This is a genomic window from Crenobacter oryzisoli (assembly GCF_030385785.1).
Taxonomy (GTDB): domain Bacteria; phylum Pseudomonadota; class Gammaproteobacteria; order Burkholderiales; family Chromobacteriaceae; genus Crenobacter_A; species Crenobacter_A oryzisoli.
The window spans coordinates 40571-61238 of record NZ_JAUEDK010000025.1 but is presented as its reverse complement, the minus strand read 5'-3'; the positions used below and the strand labels follow the sequence as shown (position 1 = coordinate 61238).

The 20668-nt window shown below is 63.7% G+C and carries 21 protein-coding genes; 15 read left to right on the top strand and 6 right to left on the bottom strand.

Translation table 11 applies throughout. The features are described 5' to 3' along the window. The first annotated feature begins 413 nt into the window (after positions 1–413). Positions 414–545 carry a hypothetical protein gene (locus tag QU481_RS14365; protein WP_289830718.1) on the top strand — a complete coding sequence of 44 codons (132 nt, stop codon included), beginning with the start codon at positions 414–416 and terminating at the stop codon, positions 543–545. A gap of 5 nt (positions 546–550) precedes the next feature. On the opposite strand, the gene QU481_RS14360 is transcribed toward QU481_RS14365, so the two are convergent. After that, the gene (locus QU481_RS14360; protein WP_289830717.1) at positions 551–1486 is read right to left on the bottom strand and encodes a DUF2950 domain-containing protein; all 936 of its coding nucleotides are present in this window, start codon (positions 1484–1486) and stop codon (positions 551–553) included. Between the two features lie 12 nt (positions 1487–1498). Next, a complete protein-coding gene (locus QU481_RS14355; RefSeq protein WP_289830716.1) occupies positions 1499–2875 on the bottom strand; it encodes a DUF3300 domain-containing protein in 1377 nt (458 codons plus the stop codon). Between the two features lie 289 nt (positions 2876–3164). On the opposite strand from QU481_RS14355, the gene QU481_RS14350 reads away from it, so the two are divergent. The 3 genes from QU481_RS14350 (at position 3165) to QU481_RS14340 (ending at position 6484) form a co-directional block, all read left to right on the top strand. Next, a complete protein-coding gene (locus tag QU481_RS14350; protein ID WP_346432439.1) occupies positions 3165–3668 on the top strand; it encodes a macro domain-containing protein in 504 nt (167 codons plus the stop codon). Positions 3669–4014: 346 nt separating this feature from the next. Beyond that, positions 4015–6084, top strand: coding sequence for a putative bifunctional diguanylate cyclase/phosphodiesterase (locus QU481_RS14345; protein WP_289830715.1), 2070 nt, complete (start codon positions 4015–4017; stop codon positions 6082–6084). A 55-nt stretch (positions 6085–6139) separates the two neighbouring features. Beyond that, entirely contained in the window at positions 6140–6484 is a 345-nt protein-coding gene (locus tag QU481_RS14340; RefSeq protein ID WP_289830714.1) for a GFA family protein, read from the top strand. Between the two features lie 102 nt (positions 6485–6586). Here the strand turns inward: QU481_RS14340 and QU481_RS14335 are convergent, their stop codons facing one another. The 4 genes from QU481_RS14335 to QU481_RS14320 form a co-directional block, all read right to left on the bottom strand. Next, positions 6587–7444, bottom strand: coding sequence for an ABC transporter permease (locus QU481_RS14335; RefSeq protein WP_289830713.1), 858 nt, complete (start codon positions 7442–7444; stop codon positions 6587–6589). Beyond that, complete coding sequence (locus QU481_RS14330) at positions 7441–8331, bottom strand: ABC transporter permease (RefSeq protein WP_289830712.1); 891 nt, start codon at positions 8329–8331, stop codon at positions 7441–7443. The genes QU481_RS14335 and QU481_RS14330 overlap by 4 nt, the downstream gene beginning before the upstream one ends. Continuing rightward, complete coding sequence (locus QU481_RS14325) at positions 8328–9428, bottom strand: ABC transporter ATP-binding protein (RefSeq protein ID WP_289830710.1); 1101 nt, start codon at positions 9426–9428, stop codon at positions 8328–8330. Before QU481_RS14325 ends, QU481_RS14330 begins: the two co-directional genes overlap by 4 nt. 261 nt (positions 9429–9689) lie before the next feature. Next, the gene (locus tag QU481_RS14320) at positions 9690–10754 is read right to left on the bottom strand and encodes an extracellular solute-binding protein (protein ID WP_289830709.1); all 1065 of its coding nucleotides are present in this window, start codon (positions 10752–10754) and stop codon (positions 9690–9692) included. A gap of 227 nt (positions 10755–10981) precedes the next feature. On the opposite strand from QU481_RS14320, the gene ugpQ reads away from it, so the two are divergent. The 11 genes from ugpQ to scpB all read left to right on the top strand — a co-directional run bounded on the left by ugpQ (position 10982) and on the right by scpB (position 20256). Then, positions 10982–11722 carry a glycerophosphodiester phosphodiesterase gene (gene ugpQ, locus QU481_RS14315; RefSeq protein ID WP_289830707.1) on the top strand — a complete coding sequence of 247 codons (741 nt, stop codon included), beginning with the start codon at positions 10982–10984 and terminating at the stop codon, positions 11720–11722. 691 nt (positions 11723–12413) lie between these two features. Beyond that, on the top strand, positions 12414–13412 hold the full coding sequence (locus QU481_RS14310; protein WP_289830706.1) for an asparaginase: 999 nt from the start codon (positions 12414–12416) through the stop codon (positions 13410–13412). A 330-nt stretch (positions 13413–13742) separates the two neighbouring features. Further along, a complete protein-coding gene (locus tag QU481_RS14305) occupies positions 13743–14288 on the top strand; it encodes an AAA family ATPase (protein WP_289830705.1) in 546 nt (181 codons plus the stop codon). 224 nt (positions 14289–14512) lie between these two features. Beyond that, positions 14513–14728: an RNA-binding S4 domain-containing protein gene (locus tag QU481_RS14300; RefSeq protein ID WP_289830704.1), complete on the top strand. Its 216-nt coding sequence runs from the start codon at positions 14513–14515 to the stop codon at positions 14726–14728. Continuing rightward, entirely contained in the window at positions 14725–14949 is a 225-nt protein-coding gene (locus QU481_RS14295; protein ID WP_289830703.1) for an oxidoreductase-like domain-containing protein, read from the top strand. The genes QU481_RS14300 and QU481_RS14295 overlap by 4 nt, the downstream gene beginning before the upstream one ends. Positions 14950–14952: 3 nt before the next feature. Next, positions 14953–15798 carry a 3',5'-nucleoside bisphosphate phosphatase gene (locus QU481_RS14290; protein WP_289830702.1) on the top strand — a complete coding sequence of 282 codons (846 nt, stop codon included), beginning with the start codon at positions 14953–14955 and terminating at the stop codon, positions 15796–15798. A gap of 55 nt (positions 15799–15853) precedes the next feature. Beyond that, complete coding sequence (locus QU481_RS14285; protein WP_289830701.1) at positions 15854–16474, top strand: L-threonylcarbamoyladenylate synthase; 621 nt, start codon at positions 15854–15856, stop codon at positions 16472–16474. Between the two features lie 104 nt (positions 16475–16578). Next, positions 16579–17253 carry a site-2 protease family protein gene (locus QU481_RS14280; protein ID WP_435382738.1) on the top strand — a complete coding sequence of 225 codons (675 nt, stop codon included), beginning with the start codon at positions 16579–16581 and terminating at the stop codon, positions 17251–17253. A gap of 93 nt (positions 17254–17346) precedes the next feature. Continuing rightward, complete coding sequence (locus QU481_RS14275; protein WP_289830699.1) at positions 17347–18540, top strand: tryptophan--tRNA ligase; 1194 nt, start codon at positions 17347–17349, stop codon at positions 18538–18540. 159 nt (positions 18541–18699) lie between these two features. Further along, on the top strand, positions 18700–19527 hold the full coding sequence (locus QU481_RS14270) for a segregation and condensation protein A (protein WP_435382737.1): 828 nt from the start codon (positions 18700–18702) through the stop codon (positions 19525–19527). Positions 19528–19620: 93 nt separating this feature from the next. Next, a complete protein-coding gene (gene scpB, locus QU481_RS14265) occupies positions 19621–20256 on the top strand; it encodes an SMC-Scp complex subunit ScpB (RefSeq protein ID WP_289830698.1) in 636 nt (211 codons plus the stop codon). Positions 20257–20668 lie beyond the last annotated feature (412 nt).

The following is a 20668-nucleotide window of genomic DNA, read 5'->3' as shown; positions in this document are numbered from 1 at the left end:
CTCCCGACCCTCACACCGAGGCCGTTCAGAGGCCTCAGGGCTTACACGACGGACAGGGCTTTGCGCACAAACGAGTTACCAACGCCATCCCAGTTTGTCGTTTTGGTCGTGCTGCTTTGTTGGTCCTGAGCTCCCCATACCCGTTCTACATGAGAAGTAGCATCAAAGGCTGCGAAATTGGTGGGGTAGAACTGGGATGGCCGCTGAGTTCGACCTGCCGGGGGATGAAGAGAGAGATGCTACGGAAAACTGCGAGCAAACTGCTAGATCACGCGGCTTAGCGAAGCTTGGGAAGCTTCTGCTCTACCATTGAGCTACACCCGCGCGTATTGAGCGGCAGAATGTAGCGGCTTTTACCGGGCTTGGCAAGGGCTCAGGTCCCAGATGCTGGAGGAAGATGGGCAAGCAATGGCATGGCTGCAGCCGTTGAATATTTCGATGGCATTGATGTTGAAGTGGGCGAGTGGAGACAAATCAGTGACTTTGTCTTGGTCATGATGGTTGATTCGGCGGAGTCATTCCTCCTTGATCTATGTGCCTTGTGAACCTCTCAGGGCTGCTCATCAAGGTGTGATTCCTTAGCCCAGCCGGGGCCGGGGTCGAATGATGTCATCGCTGCAGCCTTCGTCGCGCCGCTGGGGCCAAGATCGCGCTCGTAGACCTGTCCTTCGTGACTGATGATGAAGCTCTTGATGCCGGTGTCTCCGTAACGGACGGGCCAGGCAATGACGGCGAAGCCGCCAAAGAGCTTGCCGTTAACGATATAGCTATATGCCCCTCCGGGTGCGTGAGAGCCTTGCGAGGTGAGCATCTTGTAGTGATAGCCGTAATAGCCTGCTTTCCCGGCGTTGCGTGCGCCAGCCGTTAGGAAGGCAGGCCCCAGCGGGCTCGGCTTGTCATTGGGCTTCGTCGGAAAGTACAGGCCGTCCTGCTTGCCTGGCGAACTCGATAGCTTTGTCGCATAGGCGAGCACGCCACTACCATCATGGTCTGTCTTGACGTATTCGCGCTGCGCGTCGTAGATCGCCAGCATCGTCTGGATGACGGCAAGCTCGTTGCGTCCGATACGGCGGAGACGCATTTCCTCCGCCCCGGCTCGTGTATCGAAATGCCAGCCCTTGGCTGATTTCACGAGAGGGATGGGTAATGTCCAGCCATCTTTGCCCACTGCGATGTGGGCACGCTTGTCGTTTATCGGCTGAATCGTATGCGACGTATTCCAAGCCGTAAGAAAACGGCTCCGGATTTCGGCACCGGCCGGCGGGATAAGTTGCCGAAAGTTGGCGCCAAACAGAGCCTTCAGGGCGGCCTCATCATTGTTCGCAACGGCATTGCCAAACGAGGTCATCGCCGCCTCGGGTGACTGGAAGTCTTTCTGTGCGTATGCAGCAGGAGAGGCGCCAAGACAGAGCGCCAGCCCAAGGCTGACTACTGAACTGCGGATGGCGGTGAACCGGCCCGCAGTAAATCGTTGTGGTGACCTCATGCTAGTGTCTCCTTAGCGCCTACCACCACGTCCACCACCTCCCCCCCGCATCCCGCCGCTCGACGGTCTGCTCGGCGGTCTGAAGGTTGAAGATTGAGCGCTGGACCTGCCCCGGTTGAAGTCTCGCTGCGAGGCGCCGCCAGCTCCCACACCCTGGAAGGCATTGTCGCGACCGCGTCCGCCATAGGTATTGGCAGCACTGGGTCGGTTGGATATCCCAGCACGATTGTTGGGAATAGCAGCATTGCCAGCGCGTGGACTACCTGGGCCGGCATTGCGCGCGCGGCCCTCATTGAGGTTGCCTTTGGTACTGGGTCGGTTGGATATCCCTGCACGATTGTTGGGGATAGCCGCATTGCCAGCGCGGGGGCTACCTGGGCCGGCATTGGGCGCACGGCTTGGACGGTTGTTCGCGCCGCCTCTGTTGGCTAACGCAGCACGGTCGGAGGTACTGGGGCGACCTCGAAAGTCATTCCGCGCTTTAGCCCCGGGCACATTCTTTGCGAATTTCTCGCGAGACACGTTGTCGCGATAAGCAACACCTTGGCGATGGCGAGGGTTATGCTGCCATTTGCCATTTTGGAATTTGCTGCGGTCGATGTTGCGATCAATCTTGGCGGCCTTGTTGACGTTGATATTCACGTCCCCATGATTCCAGTCGGCGTTGCTGAATATTGCTGCTGCAGCGGCAATACCAATGCCCCAGGCAAATCCCGAGGCGAGCGCGGCGCCTGGGTAATAAGCGGGATACGGTGGCCAGTAATAGGGAGGGTAGGGCGGATAGCTCCACGTGCCGTACACGACGCTCGGATTGTAGGCCGGTATGTAGATCACCTGCGGGTCTGCCGGTTCGACGCGTATAACTTGTGTTGTCTGTCCACCTGACGGCGCAGGTTCAACGATGACTTTTTGTTGCTTGTTTGACTTCAGGTTGCCCTCTTGCTGTGCGCGTGCGCGCAATCGCTGAACGGCAGCGAGGACGTCCTTTTCCTGCGCAAGGAAGGCATCGCCGAGTTTCTGGGTCCAGTCGAGTTTGTCGTTCATCGGCTCGAGCACTTGCGGAAATGCGACGAGTGATTTCACGCTGACATCCCAGGGCTGATCCTGTACCGCCTTTACTGCGGCATCGCCCTTGATGTTCGGATTGTCCTTGACCCAGCGTGCGGCATGCACAATCTCTAGCGGATAAGTCGAGGCAATGAGGATTTGAGATAGCACCGAGTCCGGATAGAGTGCTATTGGTGCAACCAGTGCCTCGATCTCTTCGGGCTTGAAGACCTGCGGTTGCTGTGGACTCTGGGCACTTACACCGTTCGAAGTGATCATCAGCAGCGCCATGAAGAGCGTTATGCAAAGGAAATAAAATGGCTGCTTGCTCCGCCGGGCCATGGCCGTTCCTCCCTGCTGTTCACAACGCCTACGGCGTGAGGGCTTTTTACTGCTGATTGCAATTTCTTACAGAAAACTGCACCTCTTAATCTCTGTCAGGTGCACCAAGTTGGATGTTAGACCATCGTCGCTTTGTTGCTGCGTGGTTGATGAGCGTTGCCAGTGCAAACGGCTCGAAAAAGCGTAATAAAGTCAATGAGAAAGCCGGCTTGAACGGCGTGAGGGTGTTCCCCTTCTCTATCATTTCGGCTGAATGGCATTGCGTCATATCTGGCCGGAGGAGGGGGCAATGACACTCACGGCGTTACAGGCTGACATCACTACGCTTTGCGTCGACGTTATCGTCAAGGCTGCCAACCGTTCCTTGCTTGGCTGCGGCGGGGTCGACGGGGTGATTCACTGCGCCGCCGGACCGGCGCTCTTGGCGACATGCCGGCAGCTGCCCGACCGGCGAGGCACGCATCACACTGGGCTTTCTGCTGCCGGCACGTCATGTGATCCACACCGTCGGACAGTGTGGCGGGGCGGGGAGCATGGCGAGCTGCTGCTGGCATCTTGCTATCGAAACTCACTGGAGCTGGCGCGACAGTATGGGCTGCTCTCGGTGGCATTCCCCTGCATCAGATCCGGCGTGTACGGCTATCTGGCCGAGGCGGCGGCACAGGTTGCGGTGACGACGGTGCGCACGACGTTGAGCGAAGACGTCGGCTCGGTCGATGAGGTGCTGTTCGTGTGCTTTTCGGTCAACGATCTTGTGCTGTACCGGCGGCGGCGGATGGTCGGCATTGCTTGACGCGACAATCAGACCATAGCTAGCGCGGTGGGATCTTGTTGGTGGTGCGGCTCTCATTTCCCCGTCCGTCGGCGAACGTTTTGGTAATATGACCGGCAATGTCATTGCCATTCGGCAAAATTGGTGCAGAAAGCATTGCGATCCGTGCTTCAGCCTGTGAGGGCCGCGCCGATAACAGCCCGGTATGCATAGCGAACCATCTTTCTGCCGCCTTTGGGGCGGCATTGTCCTTATTTCCGTCCCGTCGCGGTGTTCCGATGCTGCGGCGGGCGTTCCGTGGGACGCGGCGCCCGCAGCCCCGAGGTAAAACAATGCAAGCAATTCCTCCCTTTGCCCGGGAGCCGAAATGGTAGCCAGCTATGATTTGCTGCTGGTCGTGCTGTCCTATCTAGTGGCGGCGATGGCGTCGTATACCGCCCTGAGCATTTCCGGCCGGCTAGGCCAGGCCAAGCAGGATGACTCTCGCTACTGGCGGGTCGGCGGTGCGATCGTGATGGGCACCGGCATCTGGTCGATGCACTTCACTGGCATGCTGGCATTCCAGCTGCCGGTTGCGCTCGGCTACGACATCGTGCGCACCCTGCTGTCCTGGTTGCTGGCGCTGGGCGCTTGCTGGGTGGCGCTGAGCCTGCTCAGTCGCCATGCTTTCCGCTGGCGTTCGGTACTGGCCGGCGGAGGGCTGATGGGTCTCGGTATCTCCGCAATGCACTACACCGGCATGGCGGCGCTGATGATGACGCCGGCGATCACCTATCGGCCAGGCCTGTTTGCGCTGTCGGTGCTGGTTGCGATCGGAGCGTCGATCGCGGCGTTGGTTATCTGCTTCAAGCTGCGTCAGGCCCGGCGCCATCTCGGCTGGTACCAGCTGCTCGCCGCCCAGGTGATGGCGCTGGCGATCACCGGCATGCACTACACTGGCATGGCCGCCGCCGAGTTCGCGCCCGGCGCGGTGTGCGGGGCGCGCCATGCGCTGTCGGTGCCGATGATGGCTACGCTGGTGGTCGGCGGCTCGCTGGCGCTGCTGACCATCGCCTGGATCGTGACGATGCTGGATGCGCGGTTGGAGAGCCAGACCGCCAAGCTCGCCGCCTCGCTGCGCGCGGCCAATGAGGAGCTGCTGCGCATCAATGCTCGCGACAGCCTGACCGGCCTCGCCAACAGGCGCGCCTTCGAGGCAAAGTTGGCCGAGCTGCAGGCGGGGGGCGATGCGCTGTCGGTAGCGTTCATAGACCTGGACGGTTTCAAGCCGGTCAACGACTCGCTCGGCCACCAGGTTGGTGACGAGGTGCTGGTCGCGGTGGGGCAGCGTCTTGCCGAGGCTGGAGGCCGGCGCAATCTGCTGGCACGGGTCGGCGGCGATGAGTTCATCCTGCTGGTGATCGGCGCACGCGAGCGACCGTATTTGAACAGCCTGGCCTCCCGCCTGATCGAAGCGGTGCGCGAACCTATCGAGGTGGGGCGCAACATGGTCGAGCTGAGCTGCTCGATCGGGATAGCCTCGTATCCGACCGATACCGACGAGGTGAAGCGGCTGATCGCGATGGCCGACAGCGCGATGTATGAGGTGAAGCGTAGCGGCAAGAACCACGTGCGCTTCTACAGCCCGGAACTGGATCTTGCATCGGGCAATCTGGTCGAGCGTCAGCGCGAGCTGCGCAATGCGCTGGTGCAGCGTCAGTTCATGCTGTATTTCCAGCCCAAGCTCAACCCGTACAGCGGCGAGCTCAACGGGGTCGAGGCCTTGGTACGCTGGCAGCATCCGGAGCGCGGCATCGTTGCGCCGCAGGAGTTTATCCCGATGATGGAGCGCTTCGGCCTGATCGTCGAGCTGGGCAATCAGGTGCTGGAGCTGGCATTGCAGGCGTTGCAGCGCTGGCTCGCCGCCGACCGCGCCATCCCCGTGGCGATCAATATCTCGCCGCAGCAGTTCGGCCGCGATGGCTTCGCCGAGCACATCATCGCGCGGCTGACCCACTACGGCGTGCCGTATCGGCTGTTGACGTTGGAGATCACCGAGACAGTGGCGATGGCGGACATGACTCGTACCGAAGCGGTGCTGAGTCGGCTGCGGGAGGCGGGCATTCCGGTGTCTCTCGACGATTTCGGTACCGGCTATTCCAGTCTGTCGTTGTTGCGCGTGCTGGCGCCGAATGAACTTAAGATCGATCGTTCCTTCATCAAGGACTTGGCGCAGAGCCCGGCCGCCCGGGTGATCGTCGCGCCTATCATCGAGATGGCGCATTCGCTGGGCATGACGGTGGTGGCCGAGGGAGTGGAGAACGAGGCTCAGGCCGACGTCTTGCGCTCGCTAGGCTGCGATGAATTGCAGGGCTTCCATTACGCGCGACCGATGACCGGCGAGGACTTTGCGCGCTGGTGTTTCGAGCAGCCTTCCTTGGCTGCCGTGCCAGCCTGATCGTCTACACTGTCAGGACGGCGCGCCCAGTGCCGTTTCGGCACAGGAGGGAGACATGCATTATCACGGCAGCTGTCATTGCGGCCAGATCGCCTTCGATGTGGACGGGGAGATCGACTCCCTCCTCAAGTGCAATTGTTCGATCTGCAGCAAGAAGGGCTATCTGCACTGGTTCGTGCCGAAGAGCCGGCTCACCGCGCTTAAGGGCGAGGACACTGCCAGCGTCTACACCTTCCACACCGGCAAGATCCGTCACCTGTTCTGTCCGACCTGCGGCTGCGCGCCGCTGGGGCTGGGGGAGCACAACGGCGTGGCGATGGCGGCGATCAATGCGCGCTGTCTCGACGACGTGGACCTGTCCGCGATCCCGCGCGGGCCGTTCGACGGGCGCAGTCGCTGAGCGCTTGATCCGCTGCATTGCCGCCAATGAAAAAGCTTGGCCGAACGCTGTTCGGCCAAGCTTTTTTTGTTGCCACCGTCGGGTAGGCGGCGGCACGAGGGCCTAGTGGTGTTCCCGCTTGCGCCGCATCATCGCCAGCGCCAGCAGCGCCGACGTCAGCATCAGCACCAGGCTGATCGCGTTGAGCACCGGGGTCGCGCCGTTGCGCATCCGCCCGTACATCAGGATGGTCAAGGGCGGCTCGGAGCCGGCCAGCATCAGCGTGGTGTTGAAGTTCTCGAACGATAAGAGGAAGGCCATCGCGAACGAGCCGAACAGCACCGGGCGCAGATAGGGCAGGGTGATAGTACAGAACGTCGCCGCCCGGCTCGCGCCGAGGTTGAACGCCGCCTCTTCCAGGCTGCGGTCGAAGCGCTTGAGCCGCGCTGCGATGGTCAGCGTGGCGATGGTGACGATGTAGGAGAACTGGCCGAACACCACCAGCGGCAGGCCCGGGCGCAGGAAGTCGAGCTCCCAGCCCCACAGGTCTTCGGCCAAGAGTGCGATCTTGCTGGCGAAGGCCAGGATCGAAATCCCCAGGATCACCCCCGGAATCACCAAGGGCAGCAGGATAGCGAGCGAGAACACTCGCTTGCCGCGAAACTGCGTGCGCTCCAGCAGGAAGGCGTTGCAGGTGCCGACGACCACCGACAGCACCGCCACCCAGCATGCCACCAGCAGGCTGTTGCCGATGCTGGCGAGCAGCTCGTCGTCGTGGAACAGACCGGTGCGGCCGCCGGCGCCGTTGGCGAAGAACCAGTCGAGCGTGGCGCCATGCCACGGCGGGGCCGGGTAGTCGGCATTGTTGAAGGCGAACAGCAGCACCACCGCCAGCGGCAGGAACAGGAATAGGTAGAACGCCGCGGCGTAGCCGTGCTGCATGAGCTTGGCCAGCGGGTGTTGGGGCAGGGACGGGATCATGATTTGCGCATCGCCTCGCCGAAGGATTGACCGGTCAGCTTCAGCCCCGCCCACACGAGCAGGGTGGACAGGATCAGCAGCAGGAAGCCGAAGGCGGCGCCCTGCTGCCAGTTGAAGCGGGTGATGAACTGGTTGTAGATCTGCTCGGTGAACCACAGCGAGTTCTTGCCGCCCAAGAGCACCGGGCTCAGGTAGTTGCCCAGCGTCAGCATGAACACCACGATGGTGCCGGCGGCGATGCCCGGCGCCGCGTGCGGCAGCACGATGTCGCGCAGGATAGACACGCCGTTGCCACCCAGGTTGTAGGCGGCCTCGACCAGCGAGTCGTCCAGCGTGTCGAGCGTGTTGGCGAGCGGGATCACCATAAACAGCAGTGACGAGTACACCAGGCCGAGCAGGATGGTGGCGTCGTGGTAGAGCAGCTCGACCGGCTGGTCGGTGAAGCCGAAGCGCTGCAGCAGGTGCGGGATCACCCCATTGCTCTGCAACAGCAGGATCCAGCCGAAGGTGCGCACCATCTCGCTGACCCAGAACGGCAAGAGGCACAGCACGAACAAGAGCTGGCGCAGTCGGCCCTGGGCGATCTTGGCCAGGTACCAGGCGATCGGGAAGGCGGTCACCAACGTCAGGGCGGTGGCGATCAGCGACATCACCGCGGTGCGGGCGAAGGTGCGCCAGTAGAGCGGCTCGTCGAAGAAGGTCAGGTAATTGCCGGCGCCGAAGGTGTAGTCGCCGCCACCGTCGCCGCGGGTTTGTAGCGACAGCCACAACAGGTCCAGGTGCGGCAGCAGGATCAGGCCGACCAGCCAGATCAGGGCCGGCGCCAACAGCAGCCACAGGGGCAGCAGGCGGCCGAGCCGGGTAGGGGTGAGTAGCAGGCGGATCATCGGGCCGGGTACCCCCAGACCTGGTTCACCTGCAGGCCGAGCCGCACCGATTCACCCGGACACAGGTGGGCGAAGCGGCCGTTTTGCGGCAGCGCGGCGCGCAGCGGGGTGCGGCTCGCCTTGTCGACCAACAGCACCGAGGAGTTGGCGCCGTCGAACAGCAGGCTGTCGACCTCGGCCTCGATGGTGAGGTCGCAGTGCGCCAGGTCGGCCGGCTCGTGCGCCAGGCTGATCGCCTCGGGGCGCACGAACAGCTCCACCGCATCGCCCGGGCGCGGCGGGGTGCCGACGATGCGGCCGATCAACGGCAGGCCGCCGTCGGTGACGCATTCGGCGGCATCGCCGCGCAGCGCGTTGACTCGCGCCGTGTAGCGGTTGTTGGCGCCGACGAAGCCGGCGACGAAGGCGCTGGCCGGCTGGTAGTACAGCGATTGCGGCGTGCCGAATTGCTCGAAGCGGCCCTGGTTCATCACCGCCACCGTGTCGGACAGCACCAGCGCCTCGGACTGGTCGTGGGTGATGTAGATGAAGGTGGTGCCGATGGCGTGCTGCAGCTGCTTGAGCTCGATCTTCATGTGCTCGCGCAGCTTCAGATCCAGCGCACCGAGCGGCTCGTCGAGCAAGAGCAGCGTCGGCTCCAGCACCAGGCTGCGCGCGATCGCGACGCGCTGCTTCTGGCCGCCGGACAGGGCGCTGACCGGCTTGTACTCGGCACCGGGCAGGCCGACCTGCTCCAGCATCGCGCTGACCTTGCGGCGGATCTCGGCGGCGGGCTCGCCGCGGCGTTTCAGGCCGTAGGCGATGTTCTCGCCCACGCTCATCATCGGAAACAGCGCCAGATGCTGGAACACCATGGTGGCGGGGCGACGGTTGGGCGCGACGCCCTGCATCGCCTGGCCGCGAATACGGATATCGCCCTGGTCGGGCTCGATGAAGCCGGCGATCATCCGAAGCAGCGTGGTCTTGCCGCAGCCGGACGGGCCGAGAATGGAGAAGAAGGAACCGGGGGCGATGGAGAACGACAGGTCGTTCACCGCGCTGAAGGCGTCGTAGTGCTTGCTGACGCCGGCAAGTTCGAGGTCGGGGATGGCGGACATGATGGGTCTAGGGGCTGAGTCGCGTGCGAAGCCGTTGGCCTTGTTGGCGCTGGGCGCCGGCTTTCTGCAACGGGAAAGCAAAACCGGCCGCCCTGAGAGCCTGTTCACAATCTCGCGAACGAAGGGTCAGCCAAGGCGAAATGACGCGAAAAAGCGGAATGGGCATGGAGTCCATGAGCATTTTTGAGTGTCATTTCAACGCTGGATCACCCGAGTGCAGCAAATCGTGAACAGGTTCTGCGGCGTCCGGCACGGACTGGCTTAGCTCGCGGCCTTGACGCGGTCGAGCACGCGGCCCTCGATCTCCTCGAGGCCGGCCGGCACCGCCGGGTACCAGTTGATCTTCTGCATCACCGCCGGCGGGAAGCTGGCGGCGAACTGCGCCTTCAGCTTCGGATCGGCCAGCTTGTCGGCGCCTTGCGAAGCGGAGAAGTTGCCCACCGACTTGGCGATCTTGGCGGCGATCTCCGGGCGCATGGTGAAGTTGATCCACTTGTAAGCGGCGGTGTCGTTCTTGCCGCGCGCCGGCAGCGCATAGGTGTCCACCCAGCCCATCGCGCCCGACTTCGGCGCGACGAATTTCAGCGTCGGGTTCTCGCTGTTGAGCTTCCAGCCGCCAGAGTCCCACATCATCGCGCCGACCAGTGCGCCGTTGCGCAGGTCGCCGAGCATCTGCTCCTTGTTCTCGAAGAAGTACTTCACGTTCTTTTTGCAGGCGATCAGCTTGTCGCCGACCTTGTTCATCAGCGAGCCGTACTGCTGCGGGTTGCTGTAGAGCTTGAACGGGTTCTCGCCCAGCGCGAACGCGAAGGCCATCAGCGTCGGGCGCTTCAGGCGCATGCTGACCTTGCCGGCGTAGGCCGGGTTGCACAGGTCGGTGTAGTCGGCGATCTGCGCGGCCTTGGTGTTGACCACCAGGCCGTCGGTACCCCACACGTACGGCAGGCCGTACACCTTGCCATCGAAGGTGGTGATCTTCTCGGTGGCGGAGAGCATCGACGGGATGAACAGCTTGCGGTCGACCTTGGAGAGGTCGAGCGGCTTGTAGATGCGGAATTCCTTCTGCGCGCTGACGATGCGGTCCTGGCTCGGCTGTACCAGGTCGTAGCCCGAGCCGCCGGTGGCGCGCAGCTTGGAGATCATTTCTTCGTTGTTCGACAGCGTGACTTCGACGGTGATGCCGGTTTCCTTCTTGAACTGTTCGATCACGTCCTTCGGTGCGTAATCGGCCCAGGTCAACAGGCGCAGGGTGTTGTCGGCGGCCAGCGTGTGGCCGGCGGCGAAGGCTAACATCAGGGGGATACAGCGAAGTCCGGTGCGCTTCACGTTGAGCTCTCCTAGTGTGGGGGACGATCACAGAAACGGGATGAGACTAGGTTTGATTTATTTCAAATGCATGATGTAACAAAATTTTCATTAATAATGGATAGCGTAGACAATCTTCGATTTATTGCAGGAAAGTTTGCGAATTTCCCGTTGAACGTTGATCGAAACGATTGATGAATTCGGCATCGGGAAAGCGCCATCGATCCTGGGTCTAACTGGAGTTGGTGATGAGCTCGTCCTGGTCCTTTCCGCGCCTGATCGCGCACCGCGGCGGCGGCCGGCTCGCCCCGGAGAACACCCTGGCCGGCATGCGTTGCGCGGTCGAGCACGGCTATCGCGCGGTCGAGTTCGACGTGAAGCTGTCGGCCGACGACCACCCTTATCTGTTGCACGACGATGACCTCGATCGCACCACCGACGGCCACGGCCCGGCGCGGCCCAAGACCTGGGCGGAACTGGCACGGCTCGACGCCGGCAGCTGGCTGTCGGCGCGCTTTGCCGGCGAGTTGCTGCCGGATCTTGCGACCATCGCCGCGTACTGCCGCGAGCAGGGGCTGTGGGCGAACGTCGAGATCAAGCCCTGCCCAGGGCGAGAGGAGGAGACCGGCGCGCTGGTGAGCGCGGCGGTGGCGACGTTGTGGGCCGGCGGCGAGGAGAAGGTGCTGTTGTCGTCATTTTCGGAGACGGCGCTGGCCGCCGCGCAGCAGGCGGCACCGCAGCTGGCGCGTGGCATGCTGTTCGAGGTGTTGCCTCCGGATTGGGCGGCGATCGCTGCGCGGCTCGGTTGCGCGTCGGTGCACGTGGACGGCGAGCGGCTTAATGCGGAGCAGGCGACGGCGATCCGAAGTAGCGGTTATCGCTTGCTGGTGTACACGGTGAATAACACGACGGCGGCGGAGCGCCTGTTCGAATGGGGAGTGGACGGGGTGTTTACCGACGCCTTGCCGGAGCTGGCGGCACTCGGCTGAGAACGGCACTCAACGCTATGACGCGGACGATATATCGGGCTGGGGGGCATTCGAATCTACTGCTGGGCGTGTCTGTGGATACACACGCAGCGATTCGCCCGGCGGTCGGGGATTGTCATGTATCCATGTGCCTTCCAGTGTCTGCATGCGGTCCCCTTGCGCCCACTCGCTATGCTTTGAGAGGGGAGCAGGTCTCGAACTGGGAGAATTCATTTGCAGGTTGGCCGCGGCACAACCAGTTGCCGTGTGGCAGGTGTCTCGGTTCGATCATCGTCGATGAATTTTCATCTGTCATCACCGGGCAGCGGGAGCTGCCGCCAGCAGTGGCGCTTTCCTGCTCGCCTGCCTTTTGGAGGAGGAAGCCGAGTCTTGGCCACTGTATCTGTCATGCGGGCTGGCGTTGTTGATTCGGCTGACTGACTCGGCCGGCAATCACGATGAGCCCTCATGCGACGGCGTTGTCCGGCGGACTCGGCGCGGCGAATGGCTTCGACACTGCTGCCGGTCGTGGCATTTCTGGCGCCCAAGGGCCGACTGGACACCACCGAGACCTCTACGGTGCGGCGATGCCTTGCCGTTTTTGCGTTATGCTCGCGCCCATTCCCGCGAATCCAGCGTCGCGGTCCCTGATGTGCAGCGCCCCCATCCGCGCGCCGAGGGCGCTGCGACGCTCCTATTTGGAGAACACTGCATGGCCAGACGCCTGCTCGTCCTTTACACCGGCGGCACCATCGGCATGGACCATACCCCGGCCGGCCTCGCCCCAGTGCCGGGCCTGCTGCCCAAGCTGCTCGATCGTTTCCGCCGCGACGATCTTACGATCGACGTGGTCGAATACCCGGAGCTGATCGACTCGTCGGCGATCACCGTCGCCCACTGGAACCGGCTGATCGACGATATTGCGGCCAATTACGCGGCGTATGACGGCTTCGTGGTGATCCATGGCACCGATACGATGGCCTACACCGCCAGCGTACTGGCGTTCGCCTTGCACGGTCTGAACAAGCCGGTGGTATTGACCGGCTCGCAACTGCCGCTGGTGCATCCGCGCTCGGACGGCTGGAGCAACTTGGCTGACGCGCTCGAGGCGGCGGCACAGCCGAATCTCTGCGAAGTGGTGCTGGCGTTCAACCGGCAACTGCTGCGCGGTGTGACCGCCCGCAAGCTTGATGCGGCGAGCTTCGCCGGCTTCGAAAGCCCGAATGCCGAGCCGCTCGCCGAGTTCGGCATCGACGTTGCCTGGTATCGCGACCGTTGGCGCCAACCGCGCGGCGAGTTCGCGCCGGTGCGGCTCGACGAGTCGGCCGAGGTGCTGCTGTTCATGCTGGCGCCGGGCGCCACCGCCGCGCAGATCGGCCGAACCCTGGCCGAGCGTAAGCCGGCCGGTGCGGTGCTGCTCAGCTACGGCAATGGCAATGCGCCGGCCGATCCGGCATTGCTCGACGGCGTGCGCGTAGCGAGCGCCGCCGGCAGCCTGATCCTGAACCTGACCCAGGTGGTGCACGGTCGCGTTGCCGTCGGCGCGTACGCGGCCAGCCAGCCGCTCGCGCAGGCGGGTGCCTTGCCCGGTGCCGACATGACGCCGGAAGCCGCTATCGCCAAGCTGACCGTGCTGGCATCGCAGCGACTGGAGTCGGCGCTGGCGCGCGCGCTGCTTGAGAAGAGCCTGGTCGGGGAGTTCAACGACTAGCTGCCTGGGGCTGGGCGTTTTGCCGACTGCCTTGCCTAAAAAATGCGCAGTCAGTGAAAAACCCTGCCACGGCAAGCACTTGGATCGCTTGTCCACAGTCGCTCCACACCGCTCTCCACCCCGGCTGGGGGCAACTTCGTCGCACTGCACAAAAAATGGGCGGCGTTCGGAAAGCCAAGCTGTATCAGTGTGTTAGATGGCTTTTCCACAGCCGATCAACACCGCTGTCCCCGCGCCATGTGCAAAACTGCGGCGGTGCAACCCCACCCTTTTGGGGACGGGCCATGGCACGCCGTATAATGGACGGTTTTCTATTGGGGTGGAGTCGTCGTGGCGAAGCATTCTGCGACGCAGCGGGTCGCGATCGTCGGGCCGGAGTCGAGCGGAAAGAGCACCCTGGCCGCGGCTCTGCAACTGGCGCTGGCCGACCGAGGCGTGGCGGTGGCGCGGGTCGACGAGTACGCGCGCGAGTATTACGCGAGCCGCCCGTATCGGCCGACGATGGCCGACATTGAGGCGATCGCGCAGGAACAGCGGCGCCGCGAGGATGCGATGGCGGCCTCGTGCGAGCTGTTGTTGTGCGACAGCACCGCGCTGACCAACCGCATCTGGGCCGAGGTGGCGTTCGGTACGGCCAGTGCCGTGCTGCTCGCGTTGAGTCGGCCACGCGACTACGCGCTGACGTTGCTGGCGAAGCCGGACATTGCCTGGCAGCCCGATCCGTTGCGCAGCCATCCGGCTCAGCGCGATTGGCTGTTCGATCTCTATAAGGCGGCGCTGGAACGCGACGGCGTGGCGCCGCTGATTGTTGCCGGTGATCGGCCGGTGCGTTTGACGAGCGCGCTGGCTGCAATCGAAGCATTGCTTAAAAAATGAGCGTGTATAACAAAGCGGCGGTAGATCAAGCATTTGCCGAGTTTGTCCACAGTCCGCTCACAGCACTGTCCCGTACGGGTGGGGATAGTTGGCCAAATACGGGAAAACTCGTATCAGCCGAACTGGTCAAAAAATAGGCAGGCAAAAAAACTGCTTAACGAATAAGGGCTTGGCAACGTTGTCCACAGCGCACCCACAACGCTGTCCAGCCGGAGTGTGAAGAAATGAACGAAACGTTTGAATTGAACGGTGAATACATCGCGCTGTGCGACCTGTTGAAAATCTGTGCGGTCGCCGACAGCGGCGGCGCGGCCAAGCACTTCATCGCCGAGGGCAATGTCCAGGTCGACGGCCAAGTGGAGCTGCGCAAGACCTGCAAGATCCGCGCCGGCCAGACCGTCAGCGGCGACGGCTTTACCATCCGCGTGGTGGCGGCATGAGCGACGCACCGCTGCCGGGCGACGTCGACCTGGTCGAGCCGAGCAAGCCGGTCGATGACGATCCGTTCGATCCGGAACCGGAAGCCCCCGAGCCGCCGGCTGACGGCGCCTGCTGCGATTCGGGCTGCGATCCGTGCGTGTGGGACATCTACCGCGAACAGATGGACGAGTACCGTGCCAAGCTTGCCGCCTGGAAGGCGCGTAACGGGATACAGGGTTAGACCATGGCCAGCATCGACCTGCATTTTCATTCGACCGCTTCGGACGGCGCCTTGGCGCCGGCCGAGGTGATCGCGCGCGCCGCCGGGCGTGGCGCGACGCTGGTGGCGCTGACTGACCACGACTGCACCGCCGGCATCGCCGAGGCGCGCGCCGCCGCGGCCGAGCACGGTGTGGGCTTCGTCGCCGGCGTCGAGGTGTCGGTGACTTGGTCGGCCAAGCACACCATCCACATCGTCGGCCTCGGCATCGACCCGGACAATGCAATATTGGCCGAAGGGCTCAGCGGCATCCGCCAGGGGCGACTCGCCCGGCTGGCCGAGATGGCAGAGCAGCTGAAGCTCAAGGCCGACATCGACGGGGTCTACGACGGTGCGCTGGCGCTGGCGGAGAACCCCGAGATGGTCGGCCGCACCCATGTGGCGCGCTACTTGGTCGGCCGAGGGCTGGTGAAGGACACCAAGGCGGTGTTCCGCAAGTTTCTCACCCCCGGCAAGCCCGGCTACGTGCCGCACCAGTGGGCGAGCCTGGCCGACGCGGTGGGCTGGATCCGTTCCGCCGGCGGCGTGGCGGTGATCGCGCACCCGGGGCGCTACGACTTCGGCCGCACCCTGACCGAGCGGCTGATCCTCGATTTCAAGGACGCCGGTGGCGAGGCGATCGAGGTCGCCAGCGGTAGCCACAGCCTCGACGATATGCACAAGTATGCGCTGTACGCCCAGCGCTTCGACTTGCTCGCCAGCGCCGGCAGCGATTTTCACGCGCCGGGCGAGGGGGGGCGCGATGTTGGCCTGACGCAGGACCTGCCGCCGATCTGCAAGCCGGTATGGGCCCGCTGGGTGAATGCCTAAGGATGTCTTTACCCGAGTAGCACTGGCGAGTCGCCACGACAATAAGGAGAAAGCGATGTCGCAGTTTTTCCAGATCCACCCGGACAACCCGCAGGCGCGACTGATCCGCGAGGCGGTGAAGATCCTGCGGTCGGGCGGGGTGATCGTCTATCCGACCGATTCCTGTTACGCGCTCGGTTGCGCGCTGGGCGACAAGCAGGCGATGGAGCGGCTGTTGGCGATCCGCGAGATCGACCTCAAGCACCACCTGACGCTGGTCTGCCACGACCTGTCGGCACTGGCCCACTACGCCAAGGTCGACAACGGCCAGTTCCGCATGCTGAAGGCCGCCACGCCGGGCAGCTACACCTTCATCCTGCAGGCCACCAAAGAGGTGCCGCGCCGCACGCTGCACCCGAAGCGCTCGACCATCGGCCTGCGCGTGCCTGATCACCCGACCACGCAGGCGCTGTTGGCCGAACTGGGTGAACCGATCCTGTCGTCGACGCTGCTGTTGCCGGGCGAGGACGAGCCAATGACCGATCCGTACGAGATCCGCGACCGGCTGGAGCACAGTGTCGATCTGGTGATCGACGGCGGCTGGTGCGGCACCGAGCCCACCACGGTGATCGACATGACCGACGGCGTGGAGCTGTTGCGTGCCGGCAAGGGCGATCCGGCGATCTTTGGCCTATGAGTGTCGAAGAACCCCAGCCCCGCCTGCCTTTGACGCGGCCAAGCCATTGAGGGTAGGGGGCTCTGCCACCATCTTAAGAACAATAATGCTGAATCGTCGGTCGAATGCGGCCGGGCTTTCCGTTACAGATAAAGGGATGTTTTGTAGTGGACGATCTGATCCAGAAAATCACCATCTATGCCTTGCCGGTGCTGTTCGCCATCACCGTGCACGAGGCGGCGCACGCCTATGCGGCCAAGCGCTTCGGCGACGCCACCGCCTACATGATGGGGCGGATGACCTTGAACCCCCTGAAGCACATCGACCCGATCGGCACGGTGCTGCTGCCCATCCTGTGCCTGGTGACCGGTGGCTTCCTGTTCGGCTGGGCCAAGCCGGTGCCGGTGAATTTCAGCGGGCTGCGCAATCCGAAACGCGATATGCGTTGGGTGGCGGCGGCCGGTCCGGCCGCCAACTTCGTGATGGCGGTGATCTGGGTGCTGCTGTTGAAACTGTCGATGGTGATCGACAATGACTACTCGGTGCCGCTGCGGTTGATGAGCCAGGCCGGTGTCGGCATCAACGTCACCCTGATGGTGCTGAACCTGATTCCGATCCCGCCGCTGGACGGTGGACGCATCGTCGAGAGTCTGCTGCCGCCGGGCACCGCCTACCGCTATTCGCGCATCGAGCCTTACGGGGTGTGGATCCTGATGGGCCTGCTGTTGACCGGCCTGCTGTCACCGATCATGAGACCGTTCATGAACCTCGTGTATTATCTGCTCAGTCAACTCCTGTAAACGACGCGGTCTCAATACTGGCCGGGCAAGTGTGTCGCCACCTTGCCCGGCTTGTCTTGCCGGCCGCCGCCACTCAACGAAAACCGCATTCATATGGCTGATCGCATTCTTTCGGGCATGCGCCCGACCGGCAAGCTGCACCTCGGGCACTATCATGGCGTGATCAAGAACTGGGTCGAGATGCAGCATGCGCACGACTGTCTGTTTATGGTCGCCGACTGGCACGCGCTGACCACCGCCTACGACGACGTGTCGGTGATCGAGGCCAGCATCTGGGACATGGTGATCGACTGGCTCGCCGCTGGCGTTGACCCGGACAAGGCCACCGTGTTCATCCAGAGCCGCGTGCCCGAGCATGCCGAGCTGCACCTGGCGCTGTCGATGATCACCCCGCTGTCCTGGCTGGAACGGGTGCCGACCTATAAGGACCAGATCGAGAAGCTCAGCACCAAGGACCTGGGCACCTACGGCTTCCTCGGCTACCCGCTGCTGCAGGCGGCCGACATCCTGGTCTACCGCGCAAGCCAGGTGCCGGTGGGCGAGGACCAGGTGCCGCACATCGAGCTGACCCGTGAGGTGGCGCGCCGTTTCAACCACCTGTATGGGCGCGAACCGAACTTCGAAGAGCTGGCCAAGGCGGCAATCAAGAAGATGGGCAAGAGCGGCAAAGAGCTGGAAAAGCTGCGCACCCGCTACCTGCAGGACGGCGACGCCGAGGCGCTGCTGGCGGCGCGCGAGGTGCTGATCGGCAGCCAGAACATCGGTGCGGCCGACCGCGAGCGCCTGCTCGGCTATCTGGAGAACAAGGGCAAGATCATCCTGCCGGAGCCGGAAGCCAAGCTGACCGAGGCGTCGAAGATGCCGGGCCTCGACGGCCAGAAGATGTCCAAGTCCTACGGCAACACCATCACGTTGCGTGAGGCGCCGGAATCGGTGACCAAGAAGGTGCGCGCGATGCCGACCGACCCGGCCCGGGTGCGTCGCACCGACGCCGGCGATCCGGCCAAGTGCCCGGTGTGGCAGCTGCACCAGGTGTACACCGACGAGACTACCCGCGAGTGGGTGCAGGCGGGCTGTAAGAGCGCCAGCATCGGCTGCCTGGAGTGCAAGCAGCCGGTGATCGATGGCGTGCTGCGCGAGCAGCAGCCGATGTTCGAGCGCGCCCAGCAGTACCTGGACAACCCGAACCTGGTGCGCGAGATCGTCGCCGACGGCTGTAGCCGCGCCCGCGCCCACGCCAGCGAGACGATGCGCGAGGTGCGCGACGCGATGGGCCTGGGCTACTGAGCGCGTAACCTGCCTTGCTCTACACACGGGGCCGTCGGCCCCGTTTTGATCTGGAACGCATGATGATACGACACGGCCGATTCGGCTTGATCGCGACCGCCCGCCTCTCGGGCGGGGCCGTGCCGTGCGCGTTCGGCTTGCCGAATCGGGGAGGGCGCCGTGGCTGATGACGTGCAGGACGACTTCGCCCTCACCGCGCCCGAGCTGCCGGCTAATACCCCGGTCGCGCATGTGTTCGGCCAGCCGGTACTGGACGTGCCGCAGGACCTGTTCATCCCTCCCGACGCGCTGCAGGTGATTCTGGAGAGCTTCGAAGGGCCGCTCGATCTGCTGCTCTACCTGATCCGCAAGCAGAACCTCAACGTGCTCGACATCCCGATGGCCGAGATCACCACTCAGTACATGGGCTACATCGACAGCATGCGCGCCGAGCGGCTGGAGCTGGCGGCTGAGTACCTGCTGATGGCGGCGCTGCTGATCGAGATCAAGTCGCGGCTGCTGCTGCCGCGCCCGCCTTCCGATGCCGAGGACGAGCCGGACGACCCGCGTGCCGAGCTGGTGCGCCGTCTGCTCGAATACGAGCAGATGAAGCTCGCCGCGCTGGAGCTCGACAAGATGCCGCAGGCCGACCGCGACTTCGCCTGGCTGGCGGTGCTGCTCGAGCAGGTGGCCGAGGAGCGCCTGCCCGACGTCGCGGCCATCGACCTGCGCCAAGCCTGGCTCGCCATCCTGTCACGCGCCAAGCACAAGCGCAGCCACCAGGTGGAGAAGGACGAGCTGTCGGTGCGCGAGCAGATGAGCTGGATCCTGCGCTATCTGGGCGGCCGTGATTACGTCGCCTTCGAGGAGTTGTTCGACCTCGACAAGGGCGTGGCGCATCTGGTGGTCAACTTCATCGCGGTGCTGGAGCTGGTGAAGGAAGGGCTGATCAAGGTCAGCCAGGAAGCGGCCTACCAGCCTATCTATGTGCGGCTGGCGATCGTCTGAGCCGCTGGCTACGGCGAAACCCCAGCGTTACCGCAAAAAACCGTGTAAAATCCGCGCCTTCGCGCGAAAGTCTCTATTAGACTACACTGCTCTATGTCCACCATTACCGATCTCAAGTACCTCAAGACCGTGCTCGAGACGGCGCTGTTGACCGCCTCCGAGCCGCTGACGGTGTCGATGCTGAAGAAGCTCTTCACCGAAGACATCAAGGCGGCGCTGATCAACGATATTTTGGACGACATCCAGGGCGACTGGCGTGGCCGGGGCATTGAGCTGGTCAAGCTCGCCTCCGGTTGGCGCTTTCGCGCGCGGGCGGAATTTACGCCCTATCTTGCGCGGCTGAACCCGGAAAAACCGCCCCGCTATTCGCGGGCGGTGATGGAAACCTTGGCGATCATCGCCTACCGGCAGCCGGTCACCCGCGGCGACATCGAGTCGATCCGCGGCGTGTCGGTATCCACCAGCGTGATGCAGACGCTGTTGGAGAGGGGCTGGATCGAAGTGATCGGCCACAAGGACGTGCCGGGGCGACCCGGCTTGTACGCAACCACCCGCAAGTTTCTCGATGATCTGGGGCTGAACTCCCTGAAGGACCTGCCCCCGTTGGCCGAACTGGGCACCCTGGTGATCCCCGAGGCCAACGAGGCGACTGCCGATGAAGGCGACGCGGATGACGCGTCGGCCGAGGTAGGCGCCGACCCCGACACAGAACAGGAAAGTTATGTCTAAAGGACAACGCAACCACGCCCGCCAGCCGGTGTCGCGTGACACCCGCAGCCAGCCGAGCGCCCCGCGCAAGCCGGGCGGCTTCATCAAGTCGGTCAGCAGCAATGCGCCGCAGGGGCAGGGCAAGGGGCACGAGCGCCGCGCGCCGAAGTCGTTCGGCAACGAGCCGCGCCCGTTCAGCAACGCGCCGCAGGGCCAGGACCGTCGTTCCAAGCCGTTCGGCCAGCGCGACGACAACCGCCGCTTCGGCAACGACGAGCGCCGCGAAGGTGGCAAGCCGTTCGGCCAACGCGACGACAACCGCCGCTTCGGCAACGACGAGCGCCGTGAAGGCGGCAAGCCGTTTGGCCAACGCGACGACAACCGCCGTTTCGGCAACGACGAGCGCCGCGAAGGTGGCAAGCCGTTCGGCCAA